This is a genomic window from Moraxella nasicaprae (genome assembly GCF_025643275.1).
Classification (GTDB): domain Bacteria; phylum Pseudomonadota; class Gammaproteobacteria; order Pseudomonadales; family Moraxellaceae; genus Moraxella; species Moraxella nasicaprae.
In genome coordinates this window covers 1,278,139-1,304,197 of the sequence record NZ_CP089977.1, presented here as the reverse complement: position 1 = coordinate 1,304,197, position 26,059 = coordinate 1,278,139, and the positions used below count along the sequence as shown (strand labels likewise).

Here is a 26,059-nt window from a genome sequence, read left to right as displayed (position 1 = left end):
ATCAAGGCTGGATTTTTTATGCCCAATCAGCTTATTTAGTTTGGCTTAAAATATAATCCACCGCCGCATAGACCTGTGCCTCACTGACATCACCTGTGGCTTGGGCTGGCATTTTATTAAAACCTTTGGCAGAATGTAAATACAAAGTATCTACACCTTTATTCAGGCGTTGTTGCCATTGGGCTTTATCACTGATTTTTGGTGCATCAAGCAAACCTTGGTCATGGCAAAGATGGCAGGTTTTTTCATACAATGCCTTACCCTCTGCCAACGACAAAGGTTGCACCTTTTCGCTCGTCTCTACCGCAGGCTTAGGTTGCGACGATTCATCGGTTTGCTGTGCTTGACTGGGTTCATCAGTCTTTGGCTGGGCAGTTGTCTGAGCTTGGGTGTTTTGGACTGACAAGGTGTCAGTGCTGGTTGTCTTTGCTGGTGCGGTGGTTGTTTTATCCTCACCACACGCCATCAAAATCATCGCACACAATGCACCAACTAATACCAAATGATAATGTTTCATAAAATACCTTGCTTACTCACTGGGTTGGTATTTATTATACGCTCAATCTGTCAAAAAAACAGCCATCTTGCCAAAAAACCTTAATATTTTTATGGTATTTTTTTAGAACATAAAAAAACACCCCAATGCGGGGCGTTTTTTGAGCTGATTAGTATTTGCGAGTGGTGCGAACTTGCTCACGATATACTTTTTTCTTGTAGCGTTTTACCGCAGCAGCTTTTTTACGCTTACGCTCTTGGGTTGGCTTTTCAAAGAATTCTTTTTTACGAACATCAGCAAGTACGCCTGCTTTTTCGCAAGCACGCTTAAAACGACGGATAGCGATATCAACTGGTTCGTTCTCTTTTACTTTAACTAGTGGCATAACAAATCTCCTATCAAGACAGGTTGCATCAGCTTGGCTGTATTGATGTTATATAGCCTCATGGTCTTGGCATCAGGCATCAGCTCAAACTGGAAAATCCGCATGGAGCAACCATTGCTCCATCGGTTCATTTGCACGATACAAATTAGCGTGTGATTATAGCTGATTTTTTATCTATTTTCAAGACATCGACAACATTTTGTCAAAAATACCATCGCCAATGTTCAATGCCAGCTTGCCATATTCTCATTGATTGAATTTTGTGGCATAATAGAACGCAAGAATGTTCGACCTTGTCGCTATTTTGGAGAATCTCATGAAAATCAATTTCATTCTTGCTGCCCTAACTGCTGGTGTATTATTAAGTGCGTGTGGTGAAAAGCACGAAGCTGTTTACGCTGTGGACAAAATCGAAGAAGCCCAAGCTGCCGCCAAAGCCAAAGCACCACAGCCAGAAGCCATCAAATTTGATGATGAAGGTCAGCCACCATTTGCTGAGCCTAAGCCTGCCGAAGATGCTGCCAAAACAGACGAAAGCAAGGCAGACGAACAAACCGCTGACGCTGCCAAACCAGCAGAAGCAGATAAAGCAGAGGAAGCCAAGCCTGCCGAAGCAGCAACAGAAGCCAAAACTGACGCACCCGCCGAAGAAAAGAAATAACCCACAAAAAACCGCTCAAAATATTTGGGCGGTTTTTTTGCTTAAACAGGTTGTGATGATGGTCAAAAGAAAACTTACAAGACCCATTTTTGTAATACAAATTCGATGACCAATTTTGCCAAAAAGCCAAAAAAGCCCATGCCCAATGCCACAAAAATCCAAAAAGTCCCCGCACGCCCTGCATTGGATTTTTTAGAAATGTCCCACATGATAAAAAATAAAAACCCAATAAATACAGGCAATAAAATATATAGCCCCAGCGTTGTAATCGTCTCAGCAGATACCAAAAAAATCATCGTTTCGCTCTCAAATCGCACATCTGACTCATAGTATAGCATAAACTTGGGTAATCAACGCGCAAACAGATGACTTTATGATAAAAAATCCCAACAAAAACCATCGGTATGCCTGTTTTATTATTGGTCATTATATTTTATAATAACCAGATTTACATCGACCCAACAACAAGGATTTGCCCATGAATCACCGAACCAGCAAGCCTTCTGCTGTCTATAAAGAAGACCAAGAACGAGCCAGTCTTGGTGTTAGCAGCCTGCTATGGCTGCTGGTCGGTATTGTCATCATTGTGGCGGCAGGTTCCATCTTATATTTATCGCCCTTATTTGCCAACTTTCACAAAACTGCCGCACCTGTCGATAACGAGGTCGTTGCCACCCCTGATGAACCTGAAAAGAAGATTGAGTTTGAGTTTTATGAAGTCTTGCCAGAGCAAGATTTTCATAGCGTGCCAGAAGGCGTGAGCGTCCAAGACCAACAGACAAACACTCACACCATCGCCAAGCCTGACGCTGTGGTACGCCCTGCCAAGCCTGCCAGCACAACCAAAAAAACAGACGAACAACCCAAAACCCAGCAAAGTCAAGACATCACGCTTGCAGATGATGATGTCAATAATGGCAATACCACTAACAATCACGACAACAAAGACGACACCAAAACCACCTATATTCTACAAATTCGTAGCTACACCAATGCTGATGAAGCTGATATTAAGCGTGCCGAAGTTTTGATGTCAGGTGTTGATGCCTTGGTGGTACGCCGTGATGATGGAGCAAATGGCACGCATTTTTATCAAGTCGTCTCCACTCCGATGACTTCGCAGGAAGCCGCAAGCCTTGCCTACCAAAAGCTTAAAAACAACGGCATTGACTCACTCATTGTCGAACAAAAACACTAATTAACCGCAGGAAACCCTTTCAATGAACAATCTTAGCAAGCACATCGAAACACTGGACAAACTAACCGACCAGATGAATGACGCAGGCAAAAAACGCACGCTAGAAGAACAAGTGGCTTACCTAAAAAGTCAAGGCATTGACCCTGCCAAAACTTATGCCAACTGGGACGATGACGAAGAACAAGAGGACTGATTTTTGCCAGATGTGGTATTGGTTACCAAGACCCTACCAAACTGGTTTTATCAGCCAAACAAAAAGACCCAATCGATGGGTCTTTTTTATTGATGAGTTTATTTGACCAATATCAAAGAGGTTGTACCATCTGCGTTCACCACACGGCGATAGACTTTACCTGCTTGCGAATCGGTGGTCTTCATGGTCGCCGCTGGTGCTGGTGCTGGCATTGTTGCCATTGGCATGACTGTTGTCGACTGGACTGGGCTTGGAGCTTGTTGCGTGCTAGGAGTTTGGTTGGCTGATTGGCGAATCAGGCGTAAGAATTTTTGTCCTGCACGACCATTGGCAGGCACACCCATTTTGGTCTGATAATCCATGATGGCACGACGAGTATTGTCGCCAATGATGCCATCGACCGCACCAATCTCATAGCCTGCATTAAGCAGTCCTTGCTGGATTTCTTTGGCTTCACGGCGAGAGATACCAGCATCATCGGTTGGCCATGGTGTTTTAAAATTAGTGTCGGTATTTTGAGTAGCAATCAAATCTGACAAATGAGCAATGGCAAGAGCATAGCTTTCTGAGGCATTATACGCATAAAACGCATCAAAGTTTTTGCCCACCAAGAACGCAGGGCCTTGGCGACCTGCTGGTAGTAGCAAGCCTGCTGACGCCATATTATTTGGGATTGACGAACCATCTGGCAAGGTAATGCCCTGATTTCGCCAGTAGTCGATGGATTTTTTGTCACGGCGACCACTGCTACCATTGTAGCCATTGAGCTTAACTTCATAGCCCCACGGCTCGCCTGTGCGATAGCCTTTTTTGGCTAGGAAATTGGCGGTACTGGCAAGTGCGTCCGCCTTACTATTAACCAAGTCTTTGCGTCCATCGCCATCAAAATCCACCGCCAATTCCAAAAAGGTGCTGGGCATGAACTGCGTCTGACCAAATGCCCCCGCCCACGAACCTGTCATGTCCTGTGGGCGAATGTCGCCATTTTGGACGATACGCAAGGCATTGGCAAACTCGCCACGAAAATATGACTGGCGGCGGTCAAAACACGATAAAGTCGCCAGACTGTCAAACAGATTTTTCTTACCCAAAGTCTGTCCAAAGTTGGACTCCACACCCCACACACCAAGCACATGCTCGCCTTTCACACCGTAGCGACTTTCGATACGACGAAGCACATCGGCCTGCTCATTTTTGGCACGAATACCGTCCATCACTCGCTCATCGTCCACCAAAGACGCCAAATAATCCCATACATCTTTTTTAAATTCTGGTTGATAATTTAGTGAGCGAATCACGCTTGGGTCTGGCTGAGCTGGGCGATGGCGTTCAAAAGTCTGCGATGAGACACCACGAAAATTACTGCTAGATTTTAGATTATCTAAACATTGTTGAAATTCAGCATTGCTTAAATTTGGCAATTCATCAGCCAATGAAACGCTTGCCAAACCAAGACCAAGCGTGGTCAAGATGGCACTTTTGAGTAATTTCATAAAAATCCTTAGGTCAAAATCAACGAATTTTGCCAAAATCAAGCAAACTAGGTCAGCAAAAACACCCGATGATGAATGATAAAAAAATCCATCGTCCGACCAATGCCTAAACCGCCCAACTTTGGCAAATGCACAAAATATCAGGGTTAAGATTACCCAATTTTGGGAGCAAATACAAAACAAAATCGGTTTTTGCCGACAAAAACAACCATCTGGCAACAAAAGCGTAACCATTTGATTGATTTTTGGGCGAAATTATCCTGCTTATTTGAGCAATGAAGCAAATTTTTCACGCAACTTGCCAAGCTTTGGCGGAATGGCAAAATTACAATAGCCTTGCGTAGGATTTTTGGCAAAAAAGTTTTGATGATACTCTTCGGCAGGATAAAACACCATCGCCTGTCGCAGATGCGTTACCACCGCCACGCCATCGGCTTTTAATTCATCAATGGCAGTTTGGGCGAGGTGCTTTTGTTCATCGTCAAAATAAAAAATTGCTGACGCATATTGCGTGCCAATATCATTGCCTTGACGATTTAGCGTGGTCGGGTCGTGTGTGGCAAAAAATACCGAAAAAATGGTTGATAAATCAATCACTTGTTCATCAAACTCAACCAAAATCACTTCAATATGCCCTGTCTGACCTGTGCAGACGCTCTCATAATCAGCCGTCTGTGCCTCTCCGCCCATATAGCCAGAGGTTACTGATAGCACACCTTGAAGCTGTAAAAACACCGCCTCAGTACACCAAAAACAGCCGCCACCTAGTACAATTTTTGCCATCGTCTTATCTCCTTTGTCATTCATCTTGTCATCTTGATATTAACCGAGCAAACAGGTAATCTATCCAATCAAACATCACGATTGGTGTCAGCAAACCATAATGTTAAGCATAAAATTCATCACAATGGTATAATACGAACAATTTAGCCAAACAACAAGCCCAATCATCAATTTATGTCCAATATTGCTCACGATACCCTATTTGCCACACCTTTGGATAAAACTGCCAGATTTAGTTTTGATGAAGAAGTGGTTGCCTGTTTTCCTGACATGATACGCCGTAGTGTGCCAGGCTATGGGCAAATGCTTGCCATGCTCCCTATTTTTGCCCGCCGTCATTGTCTGTTTCGTCAGCATGATGATGGCAAAAAAGTCAGCCGTATTTATGACTTAGGCTGTTCTTTGGGGGCGGTGTCGTTTGCACTGGCAGATAAATTCACCCCTGATGAATTACAAATTTTGGCGGTGGATATTTCTGCCCCCATGATTGATAAAGCCAAAACGGTACTGACCGAGCATTATCCCCATCATCATATCGAATTTATTCTTGCTGATATTTGTGAATTGCCATTACAAGAATGCGACATGATTGTGCTGAATCTGACCTTACAATTTTTATCGCCTGACAAACGCCTTGATTTGCTCAAAAAATGCCATGACGCTCTTGCTGATGGTGGTATTTTGATTTTGACCGAAAAAACCCATCTAAACGATGAACAAGACGATGCTTGGCGAGTGGAACGCTATTATGATTTTAAGCGTGCCAATGGTTATAGCGAGCTGGAAATCAGTGGTAAACGCAACGCCCTAGAAAATGTACTGATGACCGACACGCTACAAACACATCATGACAGACTGTCGCAAGCAGGTTTTGAGCGGAGTTTAACTTGGTTCATGTTTTTAAATTTTGCTTCAATGATTGGATTTAAAGAATGATAAGACTGGCAATCTTTGCAGACATTCACGGAAAATTTTTATTGCCTTTTAAATTGGTAAATCATTACCAAAATCTAACAGGCAAAAAGATTGATTATATTATCCAATGTGGCGATATGGGGGCATTTCCCAACAAAAACACAATGGATAAAGCCACCTTACGCCACGCCCAAAATGACCCTGATGAACTCGGGTTTTTAAGGCAATTTTGCCAAAAGAATAGAGAGATTGAGAAATTTTTAAATGGATTAAATCTTAATATGCTGTGCGTGCGGGGCAATCACGAAGACCATTTGTTTTTGGATAATTTAGAAAAACAAGCCGAATTAAACAATCAAACCCATTTTTCTATTGATTGTTATCAAAAAGTATGGGTTATGCGAACAGGCGTGCCAATTATTTTGGATAATGGCAATGAAAAAATTTCTTTAATTGGCATTGGACGAATTGGCGATAGAAAGGGGCGAAAAGACAGTCAGTTTATTCAAGAGTATGAATATCAAGCACTAAAAAAGCTCTTTAAAAGCAAACAAGACTTTGATATTCTAATCACTCACGACAAACCGAGCGAAAGCATTCGTGGCTACGGTTCGGTTGAAATTGCCGAGACTTTAAATAATATTGCCTTTTCTTATCATTTTTATGGGCATACGGGTGAACCTTTTAATAATGAATTATACGATAATGGCATTACCCAATCGGTTAAAATAAAAGAGCTAGAGTTTAATCAAGAGGGTAAATTGTCAGACGGCTGTATGATTATTTTGGAAAAGTCTGGCGATAATATTAGCATTGAAAAAGTGCCATTAAAAGACATTATCGGATTTATGAAAAATACTTGGCAATATATGTGATTAAGAGAGCATTATGGGTAATTTAAATAAAGACATTTTAGAAAACACCGCTATTGGCATTGAAAGTCGCCAAAGTATTTTTGCCAAGATTATTTTTGCCAGTCGCTGGCTGCAACTGCCCATTTATTTGGGATTGATTGTAGTGCAAGCCATTTATGCCTACAAATTTTTAAAATCTTTGTGGCATCTGATTGTCAATCTAGGTCAGATGGACGAAAACACCATCATGCTGGGTGTACTTAGCCTGATTGATGTGGTGATGATTGCCAACCTGCTTGTGATGGTGATTGTTGGTGGTTATGAGACTTTTGTTTCTCGCTTGAATGTCGATGACCACCCTGACCAACCTGAATGGCTCAACCATGTGAATGCCTCAGTGCTTAAAGTCAAACTATCCATGGCAATCATCAGCATTTCTAGTATTCATATGCTACAAACATTCATCAACGCTGCTAATGTCAGCCCAACCACGATGCAATGGCAACTACTGCTACATCTAGGATTTTTGGCATCAGCGATTGCCATTGCTTATACCGATAAGATTTTATACAGCACCAATCACACCGCACACTAAACCCATGAATAATAGCATCTATCATAGCGAGCAACAGCTTTATTTGACCCTGTTTGCTCTTAGCCAAAAATATCCCATTGCCCAAGCATGGCTAAAAAAACTGCCCGATTGGCTGGCTGCCATCAAAAATAAGGAACGCTATGCTCATGCTCCTTATTATGAATCTGTGGTAAACAAACTGCCCATCGCTGAGCCGCACTCCATCGACCTAAATCATCGCTGTGTTACCGTCAAAGTAAGCCTTAGGCAAGATGACTATCGCAAAAGCGAAGCTCTACTAAAAAACTTGATGCCGTGGCGAAAAGGCGGTTTTTTGATTGGCGATGATGAGCAAAGCATTCACATTGATACCGAATGGCGTAGTGATTTAAAGTGGGACAGGGTACTACCACACATTGCCGATTTGACAGGCAAACGAGTGCTTGATGTTGGTGGTGGTTCTGGCTATCATGGTTTTCGTATGGTAGGAGCTGGGGCAAGCACGGTCATTGTCATCGACCCATCTTGCTTGTTTTATCATCAATTTATGGCAATTAGGCATTTTTTGGGCGATCTAAAAAACAGCTTTAACCAATCAAGCATTCATTTTATCCCTGTTGGTCTTGAAGAATTGCCCTCAGGAGAGCTGTTTCATACAGTCTTTTGTATGGGGGTGCTATATCATCGTGCATCGCCATTTGATTGTTTGTTGCAATTAAAAAATCAACTCCTAAAAAATGGGGAATTGGTGCTAGAAACCTTAGTGGTTGATGGCGATGAAAATACCGTTTTGGTGCCAAAAGACCGCTACGCCATGATGAATAATGTCTATTTTTTACCATCGGTGGCGGCATTGACTTTATGGCTTGAAAAGGCAGGTTTTGTCGATGTTCGTTGTGTGGATTTGAACATCACCACGCACGAAGAACAGCGAGCCAGCGAATGGATGACCTACCATTCCTTATCCGACTTTTTAGACCCTAATGACGACAGCAAAACGGTGGAAGGCTATCCTCGCCCGAAACGAGCGGTGATGATTGCCAAAAAACCCTAATCATTCACAACAAATCGCTACAATCTGTGGCGATTTTTTGGCTTATAATACGCTTTTTATTATCATTTGATTTGGAATACACAAACATGGCATCAGGTAGTTTACTTTTGCTTTTGGACGACATCGCCGCCATCTTAGACGATGTGTCTGTCATGACCAAACTTGCCGCCAAAAAAACCTCTGGGGTTTTGGGTGATGATTTGGCATTAAACGCACAGCAAGTCTCTGGCGTGCGTGCCGACCGAGAGTTGTCGGTCGTCTGGGCGGTTGCCAAAGGTTCTGCTGTCAATAAGCTCATCTTGGTACCAGCAGCATTATTGATTAGTGCTGTTGCCGCTTGGCTCATCACACCCCTACTGATGATTGGCGGTCTGTTTCTATGCTTTGAAGGTGCTGAAAAAATCGTTCATAAATTCGCCCCAAATCTCTTGCCACACGACCTTGATGACGAAGAAGTCCATCAAAAACGCCTAGAAGCCAATGCAGACCAAACCATTGACCTAGTCGCCCTAGAAAAAGACAAAATCCGTGGGGCGGTGCGTACCGATTTTATTTTATCTGCTGAGATTGTTGTGATTTCTTTGGGCGTGATGGCAACGGCAACACTTGCTACCAAAGCCATCGCTCTATCGCTGATTGCCATCTTGATGACCGTGGGCGTGTATGGCTTGGTGGGTGTGATTGTCAAACTAGACGACATGGGTCTGTATCTACTTAATAAACCTAGCTCAACCAGTCAAGCCTTAGGCAGGGCATTGCTTGCATTCGCTCCTAAGCTGATGAAATTTTTATCCATTGCAGGAACGCTTGCCATGTTTTTGGTTGGTGGCGGTATTTTGGTGCATGGCATCGACATACTACATCACCAAGCCCAAGATTTGGCAAATCTATCAGGCATTTTTGGTAGTTTGACCGAAGCGGTCTATAATGGCGTGGTTGGATTTTTGGCAGGATTGGTAGTGTTGTTTATTCTCATCGCTGGCAAAAAACTCTTCAAAAAATCCTAAATCTCATCAACAAAAAAGAACGCACCAGCATTGATGCGTTCTTTTTTTGTTGGGCTTGTGGCAAGAATCTTAACCCTTAACCCAAGCACCATCTTTCCAGACCAAAGCAAAACGAGTTGCCTTGCCATCTTTTTCTGAACCAACATACTGCTCATTATTTTTGCGAGACCATCGCAAAATTGTTGGATTGCCATCATCATCAGTATCTGGTGCAGCAAAAAGATATTGAAATTTATCATCAAGCTGGTCTTGAATCGTGCGTAGTTCGCTTAATTTGGGCGGACGAGTTTCACGCACTTTGGGGAATTTGGATGCTGCCAAAAATAGTCCTGCCGCCCCTTCTCGAAGCACATAATGGTCATCAAACTTTTGTGAACGCAGTTGTGGCATGGCGATGGCAGTCATGCGTGGCGGTGCTGCCTGTCCATTTTTGAGTACTTTGCGAGTATTATCGCAATTTCTGCACGCAAAATACGCCCCAAACCGCCCTGTTTTTAGCTCCATCTGCCCATCGCATTTGTCGCAATCGATGGTCGGTGCGTCATTCGTTGCTCCACCGACCTCAAAAACGCCCTTTTCTAACACATAACCATCGCAATCTGGGTTATTGCCACAAACATGGAGTTTTAGACCACCATCAACCACATAGCCGTCCATCGCTGCATTGCATTTTGGGCAGCGTTTTTTCTCCATCAAGGCATTGACTTCGGCAGATTCATCATCAGCATCAAACTCAAAAGCAGAAGCTGGCATGAGATTTTTTGTGCCTTTGCAGCGTTCTTTTGGGGGCAGATTATAGCCAGTACAACCCAAAAACACACCAGTCGAACCTGTGCGAATCTGCATCGGACGACCACATTCTTGGCAATGAATGTCCGCCACATTGGTGGGGTCGTTAGGACGCATTCCTTGTGCAGACTTAGCAATTTCTAGTTTGTTTTTAAAGCCTTGATAAAAATTATCCAGCAGCTTTTTCCAATCTTCCTCGCCAAGTGCCACTTCATCAAGTCGGTCTTCTAATCCTGCGGTAAACGCATAATCCATCAAATCAGGAAAACTCTCCACTAAGCGTTCGGTGACGATGTCGCCCATTTTTTCCGCATACAGGCGTTTGTTTTCCAGCTTAACATAGCCACGCTCTTGAATGGTGGAAATGATGGACGCATAAGTTGAAGGGCGACCGATGCCACGACTTTCTAGCTCTTTGACCAAACTTGCCTCACTATAACGAGCAGGCGGCTTGGTAAAATGCTGACTTGGTTTGATGTCAATCAACGGTAATTTTTCGCCCACTTTCACGCTTGGCAATAGCACATCATCACTTTTGGCAGGCGGTTGAATCTTGGTATATCCATCAAACAGCAGCGTTCGACCTTTTGCTTTTAGTTCTACACCACTGGCATCAACAATCAAACTGACCGACTGATAGCGAGCAGGGGTCATCTGACACGCCACAAACTGTCGCCAAATCAATTCATACAATCTTTGAGCATCTCGCTCCATGCCAGTCAGTTGCGATGATTTGACCAGCACATTCGATGGGCGAATCGCCTCGTGTGCCTCTTGGGCATTTTGTTTATTGCCATAAAAATTAGGCTTGGCTGGCAGATACTGACTGCCAAAATTCCCATCAATATAATCACGCACCGCATTGAGTGCATCTTGGCTCAAAAAAGTTGAGTCAGTACGCATATAAGTGATGTGTCCTGCCTCATACAGTCGTTGTGCCAAAATCATGGTCTTTTTTACACTAAAACCCAAGCGAGTGCTGGCCGCCTGCTGCAAAGTAGAAGTGATAAAAGGTGCTGATGGACGAGACTGTGTGGGTTTTTCTTCCAAAGCTGACACCACAAAATCCGCCGATTGCAAGACATGAACCAGCTTATCCGTCTCTTCTTTATTGCCCAGTTTAAGTGTCTTGCCCTGATATTTGGCAGCCTCCAACTCCAATGCCTGACCTGCGGCAGTATTGACGGTGTGGATTTGCCAGTATTCGGTTGGCACAAACGCACGAATTTCTCGTTCTCTTTCAACCACCAAACGAGTTGCTACCGACTGCACACGACCTGCTGACAGACCACGAGCGATTTTTGCCCACAACAATGGCGAGACCATAAAGCCAACCACACGGTCAAGAAAACGGCGAGCTTGCTGAGCATTGACACGGTCAATGTTTAATTTGGCAGGCTGTTCAAAGGCGTGCTGCACCGCTGTTTTGGTGATTTCATTGAACACCACACGGCTGTATTTGTCATCACTACCACCAATGACTTCTTTAAGATGCCAAGCAATCGCCTCTCCCTCTCTATCCAAGTCGGTTGCCAGATAGATTTTATCAGCATCTTTGGCTAGGGCTTTAAGTTCACGAATGACTTTGGTTTTGTTGGGCAAAATCTCATACACCGCCGCCCAATCCTGCTCAGGATTGACACCCATACGACGCACCAATGCTCGCCACGCCTTTTGTTCACGAGACAGACCCGTCTCGTCCACCTTTTCTGTTTTGCCACCACTACCGCCCACAGGCAAATCTCTAATATGACCAACGCTAGAACGGACAATATAATCACTGCCTAGATATTTGTTAATGGTTTTGGCTTTGGCAGGTGATTCCACGATGACCAGCGATTTGCCTTTTGCACTGGCGGTTGGAGTGGTGGATTTGCTTGTTTTTGTGGTGGTTGCCATCAATATGCCTTAAAAAATTAAACGATTAATCAATAAAAAACTCGCACAATGACACCTCCTGTCTCATCGCACGCCCATAAAAAGATAAAATGACAATCAAGTTTTGTCAATCCTTTTTGTCAAAATGAGGTGAAATCATCATAAAAACAACCCACCATTTCCCTAAATTTGTTCCGCCCACCGTGTCAATGCCTCTTTTAATGCTTGCAAATCTGCTTGGGCGAGTATCTTATCCAATTTCAATGCTTGTTTGCTGTACTGATATTGTTCATCTTGCCAAAAAATCGTGATGCTATTGGCTTTGATTTGCAAACCCAGCACCAGTAGCAACAACGAATCTGGCAACGCAATCTTTGCCTGATGAAGCACCTTTGGTCGGTCATTGACCGCCCCATCAAGCAATCGCCACACGCCAGCCTCTGCCACATAGCACGCCATTGGTAGGCTAAGCTCATCAATGATGAGTGTGTATTGGGTTACCATTGGCTTATCATAAGGCAACCAACTTGGGGTTGGCACTAATTTTGGATACAATCTAAGCCCTCTTGCCAGCAGACGCAATTCAGCCGACCTGACCTGATTTGGCTTAGGTTTTGCTCCCATAAAATTACCAATCGCAAATCCTGCTACTAACAGCACAACGATGATGGCAATGGTGCTACTTGATAGATTCATCTTACATCAATATCTGTCTTTTGCCACTATTATCAGCTGCACTTAACAAGCCTTGCTCTTCCATTTGCTCAACGATGCGAGCTGCACGATTATAGCCAACGCCCAACTTTCTTTGTATGAACGAAGTAGAAGTTTTGCGAGTTTCTAGCACAAGAGCAACCGCCTCATCATACAAATCGTCCACGCCTGCACCCAAAGAACGAGCATCGCCAGACCCCTCGCCCTCAAAAGTATAACTGCTTGACAAATCAATATAATCAGGACGACCTCGTTCACGCCACGCATCACAGATACGATTGACCTCATCATCATCGACATACGCTCCATGAACACGCTCTGGGCTGTTTTTGCCAGGTCCAATGAACATCATGTCGCCATGCCCAAGCATATCCTCAGCACCACCCTCCTCGATGATGGTGCGACTATCCACTTTGGAGTTCACTCGTAGTGCCACACGGGCTGGCACATTCGCCTTAATCAAGCCCGTCACCACATTGACCGTTGGGCGTTGGGTGGCAAGCAACAAATGAATACCTGCTGCACGAGCCTTTTGAGCAAGACGCACAATCGGGTCCTCAGCCGTCTTGCCAAGCTGCATAATCATATCAGCAAATTCGTCCGCCACAACAACAATGAGTGGCAACGGTTTTAGCTTAGGTGGCTTGGACTGACTGACGCTGTCGGAAGCCTTCCAAAGTGGGTCATAAATCGGCTCATTTCTGCTTTCAGCTTGGGCAAGTTTTTTGTTAAACTCAGAAATCTTACGCACCTTTAACTTGGCCATCAACTGATAACGGCGTTCCATCTCAGTAACACACCAAGTCAATGCCGCCACCGCATCATTCATGTCTGTGATGACAGGTGTCAATAGGTGTGGAATATCGCCATAGTTGGCAAGCTCTAATTGTTTTGGGTCAATAAGCACCAATTTTAATTCATCTGGCGTATATTTTAGTAGCATTGACAATAAAAACGAATTGACCAACACTGATTTGCCAGAACCTGTCGTACCTGCCACCAGCATGTGTGGTGCTTTGGCAAGGTCGGCAATGACAGGCTTACCGCCAATGTCCTTGCCCACCGCAATGGCAATCTGATTGTCATTATCTTGATAATCAGGCGTATCCAAAAGCTCAATCAAACGCACCATTTCTCGTTTTTCGTTTGGTACTTCGATGCCAATATACGGTTTATTAGGAACAATCTCCACCACACGCAAAGAAGTCTTACTCATGGAGCGAGCCAAATCTTGGGCAATCCGAGAAACACGGCTTGCCTTGACACCCGGTGCCAGCTCCACCTCAAAACGGGTCACCACAGGACCAACCATCGCACTGACCACTTCTGCTTTGATGTTAAATTCTTGTAGCTTAATTTCTAACAGCTCAGACATCTGGGCAAGTTGTTCTGGCGTGTAGCTGGGTTTTTTATTCAAATCAGGCTTATCTAACAAAGACAACTCTGGAATGGGCGATAAACTCAGTCGATAGCTTAGCGTATCCATGGCGTGCGAACGAGCAGGGCTTGGCATGACAGGCTCATCATCAAGATGCTCTTGGGCATCAGACACATCATCGTCCATCTTGTCAGCAGACCAGACAGACTGTGCGGTATTGGTCGCTTGCCAAACATCAGATTTAGGCTGATTGGCTGATTGTGATGGCATATCTTGCGATGGCTTATCCTGTGATGGTTCATTGTCCATCGCTTGATTAACCCAAACATCAGACCACTCAGGCTCATCAGCCAGCACCACCTCACTGGCACTTGGCTCATCAACATCACGCTCATCATAAGAAAATGAAGCCACCTGCACCGCCTGTTCAGCAATTTTTTGATGACGGCTGACATCGGTCGCCAGCGGCACAGTCTCCGCTAATACAGCAGTCGCCTCTGCTTGCTCCTTAGCCTGTTTGTCTGCCAAAATCTCATCACGCAGTCCTGAATGCACCAAAAAACTGGCGAATGCCCCATCGTGATTGTGCGGCGTATAATCGTCAATCTCTTCATCGCCTGTCTTGTCCTGCACTTGGGGCATCTCAATCGTTTGCGTGCTTGTTTGGTCATTGGTATCGTCATCAGCACGATGATCCGCCCAGCCAAACAATCCTAACAATAAAGCCTTCCAGCGAATCTCAAAAGTCAATGCGGTAATCAATAAAATCAGCACCACCAAAAAGACCACCGCCAATGAAGTGCCAAGCAAACCAGATAATGACGACCAAATCTCAAAGCCAATCATGCCACCCATGTGAGCCGCTGATTCAGGATATGAAATGCTGGTAACATAGGAAACAAACGCCCCAAACAACACCACCAATCCTGCATAAGCCACCACACGCATCGGCCAAACCAATGCGGTTTTTACCCACCAAAGTCGCACCAATTCATAGACCAAAAACAGCAGAAATAGCCACGATGATAAGCCAAAAAATACATGCAAAATATCCGCTATCCATGCACCCAAACGCCCACCCAAGTTTGTCGTTTGCATCGCATTACCCACATGAGACCAAGCAGGGTCGGCAGGATTATACGACAACAAAATCACAAACAAATAGCACAGCAACACAATACCAAACAGGCTAAATAGCGTCTGTTTTAGTGTTGGTAATTTGCCAGCAACAGGTCGTAATAATTCGGTTTCAAAAATACGCTCTAAAAATTTCATGAAAACTTGGACTTATCAAATGGATGGCCTGGGTCAAACCCTACATTATATCCAATTTGCCAAACTTTACCAATGACTTTGGTAAAATCTTATCAAATTTGCCCAAAAAACCTAAGTGCTGCTTGCAATTTTTGTCACAATCCTTATATACTTAAAATCAACGCCTTGCCACTTATGCAGGCAAAACTTTTTTGAGAAATTCACCATGTCAAATCATCATCGCTTAATCATCTTAGGTTCAGGTCCAGCTGGCTATTCAGCAGCTGTCTATGCCGCCCGTGCCAATCTAAATCCCGTCATCATCACAGGTCTGCAAGTTGGCGGACAACTGACAACCACCACCGAAGTGGATAACTGGCCTGGCGATGCACATGGCTTGACTGGCAATGGTCTGATGGAGCGTATGAAAGAACACGCTGAGCGTTTTGGCACACAGATGGTTTATGACCACATTCATACTGCCGATTTGCAAACTCGTCCTTTCAAACTCATCGGGGATAATGGCGAATACACCTGTGATGCTCTTATTATCGCCACAGGAGCAACCGCCCAATATCTAGGACTTGACAGCGAACAAAAATTCATGGGTCAAGGCGTATCAGCATGTGCAACCTGTGATGGCTTTTTTTACAAAAACCAAAAAGTGGTGGTCATCGGCGGTGGCAATACCGCCGTCGAAGAGGCATTGTACCTATCAAACATCGCAAGTCATGTTACCCTAATTCATCGCCGTGACACATTGCGTTCTGAAAAAATCCTCCAAGACCAGCTCTTTGAAAAAGTCAATAATGGCAATGTCAGCATCGAATGGAATGCTGCTGTCAAAGAAGTTTTGGGTGATGACATGGGCGTGACAGGCGTCATCATCGAATCAACGGTCGATGGCAGCACCAAACAAATCAATGCGATGGGTATGTTTGTCGCCATCGGACACAAGCCAAACACCGCCTTATTTGACGGTCAGCTTGACATGAAAGACGGCTATATCAAGGTCAAAAGCGGTCTGGATGGCAATGCCACTGCCACCAGTATCGAAGGGGTGTTTGCTTGCGGTGATGTTGCTGACCATATCTATCGTCAAGCCATCACTTCTGCTGGTACAGGCTGCATGGCAGCACTTGATGTCGAAAAATATCTGGACGCACAAGGCTAACACCCTAAAAACCGCAAGCCACTCATCGCTTGCGGTTTTTTTATCATCACCAATCATGGTTTTACCACTGGCACGATTGATTTTTTAATAATAAATATGGACATACCGCCAAGCACTCACTTACAATCATTACACCACATCGCCGACCAGTGCCCCTATGATTTTGCCAATATGCACCTGATGGCAAATCATCACGGCTTCATCGGTTCTGGGGCAGATTTATCGACCTCGACCCTGCTGCACGCTTATCGCTGCGGCGTTTTTCCTTGGTTTGATGACGATGAGCCGATTTGTTGGTGGTCGCCCAAAGAGCGATGTGTGATGTCGCCTGATGACTTTACGCCCAAAAAATCCTTGATGCGTACCGCCAAAAAACAATCATGGCACATCACCACCAATCTTGCTTTTGCCCAAGTCATTGAGGCGTGTAGTCAGCCTCGTGCTTATGCAGACAGCACTTGGATTCATCAGTCGATGAAAACTGCTTATCAAGAGTTGCATCAGCTTGGCGTAGCGGTCAGTGTTGAAGTATGGGAAAACACACCCCAATCAAGTGCATTGATTGGTGGTTTGTATGGCGTGAATATTGGGGCGATATTTTGTGGAGAAAGTATGTTTCATCGCCAGACCGATGCCTCAAAAATCGCCTTTTGGGGCTTGATGACTTTTGCCAAACAACAGGGTATCACGCTCATCGACTGCCAACTTGAAAATCCACATCTGATGAGTCTTGGGGCAAACATCATGCCCAGACAGCATTTTTTATCCCAACTAACCAGTCTGGTGCAGCAGCCTGTGGCAGGGCTTGGCGGTCAAATCCTGTCAATCACTACCAAACAATTATCCCAAAAATACTGATAAACCAGTCTTATCTTGATTTGACCGATGACTGTTTTTATGTGTGCTTAATTCATACCAAAACCATACAGCAAAACCGTTCGCCCCAAGCTTGCCTGCGGGTGGGTTTTTGTTATGGGCAGGCAAGCTTGCTTTGAGCAAAAAAACCTTTGTCTGGTTTTAAATAGAATTGACGATATTTTGATGCATTGCATCAACTTGTTTGCAAAAACAGAAATATAAAAAAACCGCTCCACTGTTTATTAACATCAAGTAAAGCGGTTTTTGTGATTTTGGCAGGCGGTTAAGCCTTATCAGTATTTAAGCTCAACCGACACCACAAAATTACGACCAGCAGCAGCGTATTGATTGAGCGAATCTTGCTCATGAGCATTGCCAGAAGTGATGGAAGTTTGACGCAATGACTCCCAAGTGCTATAACGATGGTTGAGTGCATTTTGGACACTGCCACGCACAGTCATGTACTGATTTGGACGATAAAAAGCGGACAAATCCAGCGTCTGCCAGCTGCGACTGTGTGCTTTGGTGGCCTGTCTTTGATATTCTTGACCGCTGGGTACTTGGGCTGTGGTTTTAAGTTCATTGGCATCTTTGGCTGCTGTAATGGTCATAACCGCACCCCAGCCCCATCTGTCATCATCACTGACATAATCAAGCCCCAACACATAGCGAGTTGGCGTGATGGTATCCAAAAAATAACCATCAGCATTCACAAATACATCTTTGAGCTTGTTTGATTTGACCTTGGTTTTTAGGTATGCCAAACGACCAGATAATCCTGATGGCAATTTATCTGACAAGGCATTAAAATACAGCTTGCCTCCCACCGTGATGCCATTTAGATGCACATCTTGATAGTTGCGATACGCCCAAATGTTATTGGTCGCTGCCGCCAGATTGACACCTGGATAACTTTTGAGCGTCAAATCAATCAAATCCTTATAGCGATTATCAAAATAGCTAACATCAAGATTGCCCCATGCTTGTTTTAGACTAAATCCAAACTCTTGGTTTAAGGCTTTTTCTGGGCGAACATTGGTTCTTTCGTGGCGAAATTGTCTGTCAAAAGGCGGTGTTGCCACATCTTCTTTGGTCACACCGTCCAAACGATAGCCAAACAATTCCTTAAAACTTGGCACACGATACCCCGAGGAGGCACGATACAAAATATCCAAACTTTCGGTTGGCTTGACAACCAATCCCACATTCCAAGAGGTATTCTTATATTTGCCTGTGCCAGTCCAATCGTCATCACTGTCAAATCGATGAATGTCTTGACGCACGCCCAAGCTAATATCAGCCACATCGCCCACATGAATGGTGTCTTTGATGTTGGCATAAAAATTATGACCCGTGATGATACTGCTGCCACATTTGCGAGCCTCGCCAAGTCCAAACTGCTGGTCTTTGCAGATATCATCATGCACCAAAGTTGCATCTTTGATGGACCAAACTTCTACATCGCCTTTGTCTTTGACAAAATTATAATTTAGCTTGTAAGCTCTTTCGTGAATGTCTTTGATGGTGCGAGTGGATTTAAATTTATCCACACCCAAGCCAGCCGATAATCTATGACGAATGGTCTTGCCATCAATCAACTTACCAAAATCAGCACGCAGCAGATGGTGTTTTTCTTGGTACAAAGTGCGATTGGTTTTTTCGCCAGAATTAGGCTTATCAGCACTTGGTACACAATGCTTATCTACCGATGGATATGCTGAGCAGTATTTTTCAAAGGCAAAATTATCAATGTCCACCGTTTGCTGGTCGATGCTGAATTTCGCCTCGTCAAACAGTCCTGTTTTGGTGGCACGATTAAATTGATAACTTAGACCCAGTCTGTCTTTTTCATGCTTTTCATCGACAAATCTGGTCTGTGTCCAATATCCCGCCACGCCTGCTGGGGTATAAAGTGCCTCATGAACTTTATCGCCAAGATAGATATTGCGGCTTGCCCCAAGCACACCCACGCCCTTAGAATCAATCAAATGATACGCCTCTTTGGTCATATCACGAGTATTATAATGCTGCTCAGTTTGCTCATAGACCGCTTCAAGACGATGGCTTGGATTAAAGTCATGACCCAGTTTGACCAAATAAGACTTGGACTCATAATCCATCGGGTCGCCCAAGACTCGGTTTTTACCCGTATAATCTTTGGCATTTATCTTTTCAAAAACAGGTTTGCTTTGTGCTTTTTGTTTGATGGTACAGCCATCTAACTGCGTGTCATAATTTGGGCATTCCTCCACCAAGACAAATCGATATTTATCTAACGCAACACCACCATTGGCAACATCATCAGCTGTTGCTCCCCATCGCCACACGCCATGCGTGGTCTTAAAAATATCTTTGTGCGGTTTGACAGCCTCTTTGGTACGGTCGGTGTATTGCACCAAACCATCAAAGCCTTGATGCTTGAAAGCAAACCCCGCCGAATGCAGTGCCTGTTTGTCACGGCTGGCATACGCTCCTTTGTAAAAGGTGGTGAATTTTTGCCCATCGTCTAGCACATCATCGACACTTTTGGTGCGAAAACTCACCCCACCACCCAAAGCACCGCTACCAGACTCCACACCGCTGGCTCCTTGACTGATTTGCACGGCACTCACATTTTCAAGCTCGATTTCGTTGATGGCACCACTACCCTCACGACCCTCGCCTGTCTGGCGTTTTTGCACCAGATAGGATTGGGCTTGACTAATACCATCAACCGTGACCGCCACTCGGTTTTTATCCATGCCTCTGATGGTATAGCCAGAGCTAGCACCACGACCCTGCTCTACCACAGCCACACCAGGGGTATCCCTGACCAAATCTCTGACCGACAAAATCTGCTGCTCACTGATGTCATCAGCTGTCTTGACAGTCTTGCCAAGTCCTGTGGTTTCTTCGCTTTTTTTGGTGGTCTTTTTTTTGATGACCAATTTAGCTTCGCCCAGATTGACCTCATCAGCTTGGGTCTGAGCATGGGCAGCATTCATCTGATTGGCATCGATGCCATCTTGGGCAAATGCTGGCATCGCACCACCTGCAATGACGGCACAGATGGCGATACTTAGGCGAGTTAGGCGATATTGAGTAGTTTTCATCACTGTCCCTTATTTTTGTTTAATTTTTTTATCTTTGGTGCCATAAAACACACCGCCACCGATGACAGGCTCAACAATCAGCTCTTTGTCGTTTGAGGCGGTTGAGCTATCATAGCGTTCCAACTTACCATCAAAAGAAAAGCCACCTGCTAAATACTCGGCATCTTTACCATAAAAACCACCTTGCAAGTTATCATCTAACACAGGATTTTGTTTGATGACACCGCCTGCAATGTCCAAATATTTATCCAGATAAATGCCTTTTTCATTGGCGATTGCCTTGCCAGTAAAAGTATTGCCAGTGATTTTGGCATTGATGTTAAAAGTAGCATCAGATGCCCCTTTTTCTAGCAGCTGACCTGTCAATGCCTTATTATCAAAATCAACATCAAACAATGCTTTGCTGTCATGCACGCCTTGACCTGGTGTCGTCTCCCAACTACGGTCATTATGGATTTTGCCATGCCAAGTGCCTTGATAATGCACCTGACCTTGTGTTGGGATTTGGCTTAGTGGCGTGCGTTCACCCATCACATAAAAACCACTATTTGACTGATTGATGTCCATTTCTTCAACGACTGGCATTGCCGCCAAAAAGACTTGCAAGTTTTCCTGATTATTCACATCGGCTTTCTCGCCTGCCAAGATGAGCTTGGCAAGTGTCTCTTGGGGCGTGATGACTGCCTGTTCCAGCTTTTTGAGTGCCGCTTGGCGTTTGCTTTCAATATCCCCAGCTGCATTAAGCTCTTCAACCGCCACCGTCACAGCTTCATCAATGACAGTAAGCCACTGGCTGATTTGAGTCTTAATGGCTGGGTGTTTATCACTGGCATAATAAGATAAAATTTTCGCCTCAATGCGACCTAAAAAGTCTTTTAATGTCTGAGACGCTTCATTAGCGTCCATCAAATCAAGTTGAGGTAGTAGTACCAAATCAGGATACTCGCTAAGCAAATCGCCAAGCTCCTCTTGCTCTTGAATGAGCTTAGCTTTTAGCTGATTTTGAGCCAGCTTAATGGCTTGTGGGCCGTATTCCACAGGCTTTGGCGGTTCAATGGTTGGCGACTTAGGTAGATAAGCCTGCCAGTTTTTCTGGTTGTTAGGATTTAGTTTATCGCCTTGTTGGAATAATCTGGCAATAGCAAACAGCGTACTGTTCTCAATCAAGATATCGTCTTCAAGCCCTTCTTCATCAATATCAATGTCGCTCTCTTCATCGATTCTAAGCTGAGCAATCAACTCATTGAGCGTCTTTTTGACATTGTTATGTTGATTTTTGTCATAAACTGCCAAGAGCTGCTTGGTGGCTTTTTTGGTTAAATCCGACAGCTCAATTTCGCCGCCCTCATATTCTGCCAACAAATCATCAAAATCTTGTATCTGGCTCTGAACCTTTTCCTTAAATTCTGCCTTCGCTTGGTTGATGTCCTTTAATTCATAACGATTCAACAAATCGCCAGCCGTTGCCAAAGTCAGCGTCTCATCATCAATCTCAAAGAATTCTTGCCAATTTCGCTCATCATTGACATTGAATTTTTCGCCTGCATCAAACACCTTGATGATTTCTTCAACGAATTGATTATTTTCAGCAAATTCTTCATACCCGTCCAAATCAACATCATTAAGATGGTCAAGCCAAGTTAAAATCTGCTCTTTTTGAGCATCGGTATGCTGCGTATAACCTGCAAATACTTGCTCGATGATGGTTTGTTGCAATTCATCTTTGGCATCCGCATCTTCTTCTAGCAGATAGTCGTACACATTGGCACTCAAATCATCTCGAAGCCCTGTGATTTTGTCGGCAAATTTTTGTTTTGCAGCCTCCTGACTGTTTGCCAAAGCTACTTTTGCATTAGCAATTTTTTCTTCTAATGCTCGTTTGGCTTGGGCTTGTTTTTCCGCCAATGCTTGTGCAGCGGTTTTCTTGTTGCTGACCCCTGTTTTGGTCAGATGACCTAAGGTCAAAACACCATCTGCTGTACCAAAATTGGTGATGATGGCTTTTTGACCTGTGGGCAAATCAACACTTTGCTGGGCAAATTTTTGGTCATTTTGCGGTAACAAATCAATCACTTTATCATTGATGCTCAGCTGCCTAACATCGCCCAAAATAGCAAAATTACTCAAACTGCTTAGCTGTTTGGCATTGATACTGGCATCATTAGTGGTATCGACATACAAAGTGTCGTATGATTGAGCCAATTCCTGTGCTTGGTCTGTTTGCTTGGCGGCAAACACCCCAAACACCGATTCATCATCGGTCAAAAATTTACCTGCCAGCTCTTGTGCTTTATCGCCATAAAATCCACCCTCCAATCGTCCAGTGGCATCTTCATAAAATAAAGTGCTGTTGTTGCCCTTTTGGTCTTTTGGTACAGTGGCACTGCCCACAAAACGATTGCCTCGAATGGTGGCATTGATGTCATATCTATCCACTTCCTGAGCATCTTCATTGGCTGATGTTTTCTTTTGGGTGCTTAATTTACCTGTCAAACGCTTATCATCAAAATTAACCAAAAACTGTGCCTTGTGATGACCTTGTCTTGGTGCATATTCTTGAAAATAGCTTTCGGCAAAACTGGTCGCCCCCACATGGTCGCCAAATTTATCGTCCATGCCATACGCTGAGCCACCACCCACAGTTTCTTCAACTTCTCCTTTGTCATTTTCGATTTTACGGCGAACGTGTTTGGCGTTGGTCATAAAATCCCAATGCCCCAGATATTTAACCTCTCCTTTGGCAATGCCCATGGTTGGCTTATCGCCATAATAATACACATAGCCATCGCCCGCCTGATAGCGAGTGCTTTTTTGAACATCAATCACTGATTCGCCAGAATACAGCTCTGAAAACACCCAACCAGCTTTGACAAACTGATACTCTTGATTGGTTTTATCATTTTGATAAATCGTTTTGTTGGGATATTTTTCGCCCAATTTTTCAACCAATTCTTTGATGGATTGAGCATCGATGGGTAGAATTTCATCAGCATTAATTTTTTTCTCTGCCTCAGTATTGGCATACAGATTTCGTTTGGCAATAGCAGCTGCACTACCTAATGTTGGCTGAATGATTGCCAAAGTCTGCGGCGATGGCTCGTCTTGTGCTGACTCATCAGCAGGCTGTGAATTATCGGTAGGTTTTGAACCGTCGGCAGGCTTTGAGCCATCAGCAGGCTTGGGTACGACACTTGGATTAAGCCCCGATTCGATATAAGCAGGATTGCTAAACCCACCACTACTACACGCACTCAATAAGGCTGTGCTGATGGCAAGCACTAACGGCAATGGTGTAAATTTGGTAACATAAGACAAAGAAAGCATGACACACTCCAAGTATTCAACAAAAATCCATGCAAAATTGATTTGATTAAGGGATAGTTTGTATAAAAAATAATCAATATTAAGCATTTGTTTCTAAACATTGCTAATTTTTTATTATAGTTAATAATAAATGAAAATACAATAAGAATTATTATCAATAACAAATAGTTCAGCTGGATAAAATTTATCCAACTTATTGTTATTATATATCATGATTTGATGAGTGTGGCATACCAAGCACAACCGACAAAAGCATCAAGCTTGCCATGTGTAAGCGTATTCGTCCTAATGCGATGTATGAAATGAAAAATACTGATGAAATATGATGAAAAAAATAACAGGAGCAATGTATCACTCCTATGGTGTTTATCTGGATAACAAAAAAGCCCAAATCTTTCGATTTGAGCTTTTTAAAATTTGGAGCGGGAAACGAGATTCGAACTCGCGACCCCAACCTTGGCAAGGTTGTGCTCTACCAACTGAGCTATTCCCGCTTATCTAAGCATCGTTGCTTTGTGGTGCGTATTATACAAGATTTTTTGACCTTGTCAAACACTTTTTGCAAAAAATTTTGATTTTTTTATCAAAATTCTAAAAAATTTAATAAAATCAATCAGTTATAAATAAACAATTTTCATCATCGCCAATGAGACCACCAGATGATAGACCAGCATCATCACAAAATCATCTTTAAAAACATAGATTGATTTGTGAATTTTTGTTGTCATTGCTTTTATAACATGCAGGCTTTGAGTATAATGAGCAAAATCCCATTTTATCGCAAAAGGTAAGATATGACTTCATTCAAAAAAAGCATTCTAGGTTTGTCTTTGGCAAGCATGGTCGCCATGCCAATGATTGGTTGTGGTAGCACCACCTCAGGCGGTGCTGTTGGTGCTGACCGCAAACAGCTTCTTTTGGTATCCAGCGATGAGGTACTCGCTCTATCCGCCCAAGCCTACCAAGAAACTCTAAGCGATGCCCGTGCTGCTGGCAAACTGGACAACAATCCTGCCCAAGTCGCTCGCCTGCAACGCATCGCCAAACATCTGATTGCCCACACCAGCGTCTATCGTAACGACACGGGCACTTGGCAATGGGAAGTACACACCATCAACGACAAAAGCCTGAATGCCTATGTCATGGCTGGTGGTAAAATCGTATTTTATACTGGCATCATCGACCGCCTAAACCTCAGCGATGCTGAAATTGCCGCCATCATGGGTCATGAAATGGCACACGCTCTACGAGAACACGCTCGTGAAAAAATGAGCCGTAGCGTCGCCACACAAGGTGTGCTTGGTATCGCTGCCAGTGCTTTGGGTCTGTCCAATGGTCAAACTCAACTGGTGGGATTGGCTGGCGAACTTGGACTAAATCTGCCACACTCACGCACCCAAGAATCTGAGGCAGATAAAATTGGCTTAGAATTGATGGCTCGTGCAGGCTACAATCCAGCCGCTGCGGTAACCTTATGGCAAAAAATGCAGGCTGCTGATAGCGGTGGCGGTGTGCCTCAATTTCTAAGCACACACCCTAATAGCGGCAATCGCATCAACAACCTACAAGCCTTGATGCCAACCGTCACGCCATTATATCAAGCTGCCCAAAAACACTAAGGACACCCATGAACACACCGACCGCCAACGCATTGCTTGAAGCCCTGCACGCTTTATCGCCATCACACATTGAGCTTGTGAACGAAAGCCATATGCACGCTCATTTTTTTGAGGGCAAAGAAAGTCATTTTAAACTGACCATCGTCAGCGATGCATTCAATGGACTGCGTTTGGCGGCTCGTCATCAAGCCATCTACGCTCGCCTGACCTCATTACTTACCAGCGGTGGTGGCACGGTACACGCTTTGGCAATTCATGCTTATACGCCAGATGAATGGGGCATGCTTGGTCAAGCACCCAGCAGTCCTGTCTGTGCCTCAAAACGCCATTGATTTCCCATTTGGTCAAGCTCTTTGCTTGCTGACT

The 26,059-nt window shown here is 44.2% G+C and carries 22 protein-coding genes and 1 tRNA gene; 12 read left to right on the top strand and 11 right to left on the bottom strand.

Annotated elements, in window-relative coordinates:
• Window positions 1-31: 31 nt before the first annotated feature.
• Together LU297_RS06135 and rpsU are read right to left on the bottom strand one after the other, a co-directional pair.
• A complete protein-coding gene (locus tag LU297_RS06135; RefSeq protein WP_263075677.1) occupies window positions 32-517 on the bottom strand; it encodes a c-type cytochrome in 486 nt (161 codons plus the stop codon).
• 148 nt (window positions 518-665) lie between these two features.
• On the bottom strand, window positions 666-881 hold the full coding sequence (rpsU, locus tag LU297_RS06130; protein WP_263075676.1) for a 30S ribosomal protein S21: 216 nt from the start codon (window positions 879-881) through the stop codon (window positions 666-668).
• Window positions 882-1,197: 316 nt separating this feature from the next.
• Here rpsU and LU297_RS06125 point away from each other — a divergent pair, with 316 nt between their 5' ends.
• On the top strand, window positions 1,198-1,542 hold the full coding sequence (locus LU297_RS06125) for a hypothetical protein (protein WP_263075675.1): 345 nt from the start codon (window positions 1,198-1,200) through the stop codon (window positions 1,540-1,542).
• A 74-nt stretch (window positions 1,543-1,616) separates the two neighbouring features.
• On the opposite strand, the gene LU297_RS06120 is transcribed toward LU297_RS06125, so the two are convergent.
• Window positions 1,617-1,838, bottom strand: a complete 222-nt coding sequence (locus LU297_RS06120) for a DUF2788 domain-containing protein (protein ID WP_263075674.1) — start codon at window positions 1,836-1,838, stop codon at window positions 1,617-1,619.
• Between the two features lie 182 nt (window positions 1,839-2,020).
• Between LU297_RS06120 and LU297_RS06115 the strand changes: the two genes are divergently transcribed.
• Together LU297_RS06115 and LU297_RS06110 are read left to right on the top strand one after the other, a co-directional pair.
• Window positions 2,021-2,740, top strand: coding sequence for an SPOR domain-containing protein (locus tag LU297_RS06115; RefSeq protein ID WP_263075673.1), 720 nt, complete (start codon window positions 2,021-2,023; stop codon window positions 2,738-2,740).
• 22 nt (window positions 2,741-2,762) lie between these two features.
• Window positions 2,763-2,933 (top strand): DUF787 family protein, encoded by a 171-nt coding sequence (locus LU297_RS06110; protein ID WP_263075672.1) that lies wholly within the window; start codon window positions 2,763-2,765, stop codon window positions 2,931-2,933.
• Window positions 2,934-3,031: 98 nt separating this feature from the next.
• Here LU297_RS06110 and LU297_RS06105 read toward each other — a convergent pair whose 3' ends face one another.
• Both LU297_RS06105 and msrA read right to left on the bottom strand, forming a co-directional pair.
• Window positions 3,032-4,426 carry a lytic murein transglycosylase gene (locus tag LU297_RS06105; RefSeq protein ID WP_263075671.1) on the bottom strand — a complete coding sequence of 465 codons (1,395 nt, stop codon included), beginning with the start codon at window positions 4,424-4,426 and terminating at the stop codon, window positions 3,032-3,034.
• Between the two features lie 264 nt (window positions 4,427-4,690).
• Window positions 4,691-5,209: a peptide-methionine (S)-S-oxide reductase MsrA gene (gene msrA, locus LU297_RS06100; RefSeq protein WP_263077344.1), complete on the bottom strand. Its 519-nt coding sequence runs from the start codon at window positions 5,207-5,209 to the stop codon at window positions 4,691-4,693.
• Between the two features lie 174 nt (window positions 5,210-5,383).
• On the opposite strand from msrA, the gene cmoA reads away from it, so the two are divergent.
• The 5 genes from cmoA to LU297_RS06075 all read left to right on the top strand — a co-directional run bounded on the left by cmoA (window position 5,384) and on the right by LU297_RS06075 (window position 9,613).
• Window positions 5,384-6,145, top strand: a complete 762-nt coding sequence (gene cmoA, locus LU297_RS06095) for a carboxy-S-adenosyl-L-methionine synthase CmoA (protein WP_263075670.1) — start codon at window positions 5,384-5,386, stop codon at window positions 6,143-6,145.
• On the top strand, window positions 6,142-6,999 hold the full coding sequence (locus LU297_RS06090; RefSeq protein WP_263075669.1) for a metallophosphoesterase family protein: 858 nt from the start codon (window positions 6,142-6,144) through the stop codon (window positions 6,997-6,999). The genes cmoA and LU297_RS06090 overlap by 4 nt, the downstream gene beginning before the upstream one ends.
• A 13-nt stretch (window positions 7,000-7,012) precedes the next feature.
• Window positions 7,013-7,573: a TIGR00645 family protein gene (locus LU297_RS06085; protein WP_263075668.1), complete on the top strand. Its 561-nt coding sequence runs from the start codon at window positions 7,013-7,015 to the stop codon at window positions 7,571-7,573.
• A 4-nt stretch (window positions 7,574-7,577) separates the two neighbouring features.
• Entirely contained in the window at window positions 7,578-8,606 is a 1,029-nt protein-coding gene (cmoB, locus tag LU297_RS06080; protein ID WP_263075666.1) for a tRNA 5-methoxyuridine(34)/uridine 5-oxyacetic acid(34) synthase CmoB, read from the top strand.
• A gap of 86 nt (window positions 8,607-8,692) precedes the next feature.
• Window positions 8,693-9,613 (top strand): DUF808 domain-containing protein, encoded by a 921-nt coding sequence (locus LU297_RS06075; RefSeq protein ID WP_263075665.1) that lies wholly within the window; start codon window positions 8,693-8,695, stop codon window positions 9,611-9,613.
• Window positions 9,614-9,682: 69 nt separating this feature from the next.
• Here the strand turns inward: LU297_RS06075 and topA are convergent, their stop codons facing one another.
• From topA to LU297_RS06060, 3 genes are all read right to left on the bottom strand, one after another.
• Window positions 9,683-12,301 carry a type I DNA topoisomerase gene (topA, locus tag LU297_RS06070; protein WP_263075664.1) on the bottom strand — a complete coding sequence of 873 codons (2,619 nt, stop codon included), beginning with the start codon at window positions 12,299-12,301 and terminating at the stop codon, window positions 9,683-9,685.
• A 162-nt stretch (window positions 12,302-12,463) separates the two neighbouring features.
• The gene (locus LU297_RS06065) at window positions 12,464-12,976 is read right to left on the bottom strand and encodes a hypothetical protein (RefSeq protein WP_263075663.1); all 513 of its coding nucleotides are present in this window, start codon (window positions 12,974-12,976) and stop codon (window positions 12,464-12,466) included.
• A 1-nt stretch (window position 12,977) separates the two neighbouring features.
• Window positions 12,978-15,647, bottom strand: a complete 2,670-nt coding sequence (locus LU297_RS06060; RefSeq protein WP_263075662.1) for a DNA translocase FtsK — start codon at window positions 15,645-15,647, stop codon at window positions 12,978-12,980.
• Window positions 15,648-15,852: 205 nt separating this feature from the next.
• Here LU297_RS06060 and trxB point away from each other — a divergent pair, with 205 nt between their 5' ends.
• Window positions 15,853-16,800: a thioredoxin-disulfide reductase gene (gene trxB / locus LU297_RS06055; RefSeq protein WP_263075661.1), complete on the top strand. Its 948-nt coding sequence runs from the start codon at window positions 15,853-15,855 to the stop codon at window positions 16,798-16,800.
• Between the two features lie 96 nt (window positions 16,801-16,896).
• Window positions 16,897-17,658 carry a leucyl/phenylalanyl-tRNA--protein transferase gene (aat, locus tag LU297_RS06050; RefSeq protein ID WP_263075660.1) on the top strand — a complete coding sequence of 254 codons (762 nt, stop codon included), beginning with the start codon at window positions 16,897-16,899 and terminating at the stop codon, window positions 17,656-17,658.
• Window positions 17,659-17,951: 293 nt separating this feature from the next.
• On the opposite strand, the gene LU297_RS06045 is transcribed toward aat, so the two are convergent.
• The 3 genes from LU297_RS06045 to LU297_RS06035 form a co-directional block, all read right to left on the bottom strand.
• Window positions 17,952-20,750: a lactoferrin/transferrin family TonB-dependent receptor gene (locus LU297_RS06045; RefSeq protein WP_263075659.1), complete on the bottom strand. Its 2,799-nt coding sequence runs from the start codon at window positions 20,748-20,750 to the stop codon at window positions 17,952-17,954.
• Window positions 20,751-20,759: 9 nt separating this feature from the next.
• Window positions 20,760-24,074 (bottom strand): transferrin-binding protein-like solute binding protein, encoded by a 3,315-nt coding sequence (locus LU297_RS06040; RefSeq protein ID WP_263075658.1) that lies wholly within the window; start codon window positions 24,072-24,074, stop codon window positions 20,760-20,762.
• Window positions 24,075-24,492: 418 nt separating this feature from the next.
• A tRNA-Gly gene (locus tag LU297_RS06035) sits at window positions 24,493-24,568 on the bottom strand.
• Window positions 24,569-24,868: 300 nt separating this feature from the next.
• On the opposite strand from LU297_RS06035, the gene LU297_RS06030 reads away from it, so the two are divergent.
• Together LU297_RS06030 and LU297_RS06025 are read left to right on the top strand one after the other, a co-directional pair.
• Window positions 24,869-25,693, top strand: coding sequence for a M48 family metallopeptidase (locus LU297_RS06030; protein WP_263075657.1), 825 nt, complete (start codon window positions 24,869-24,871; stop codon window positions 25,691-25,693).
• 8 nt (window positions 25,694-25,701) lie between these two features.
• On the top strand, window positions 25,702-26,025 hold the full coding sequence (locus tag LU297_RS06025) for a BolA family protein (protein WP_263075656.1): 324 nt from the start codon (window positions 25,702-25,704) through the stop codon (window positions 26,023-26,025).
• Window positions 26,026-26,059: the final 34 nt, after the last annotated feature.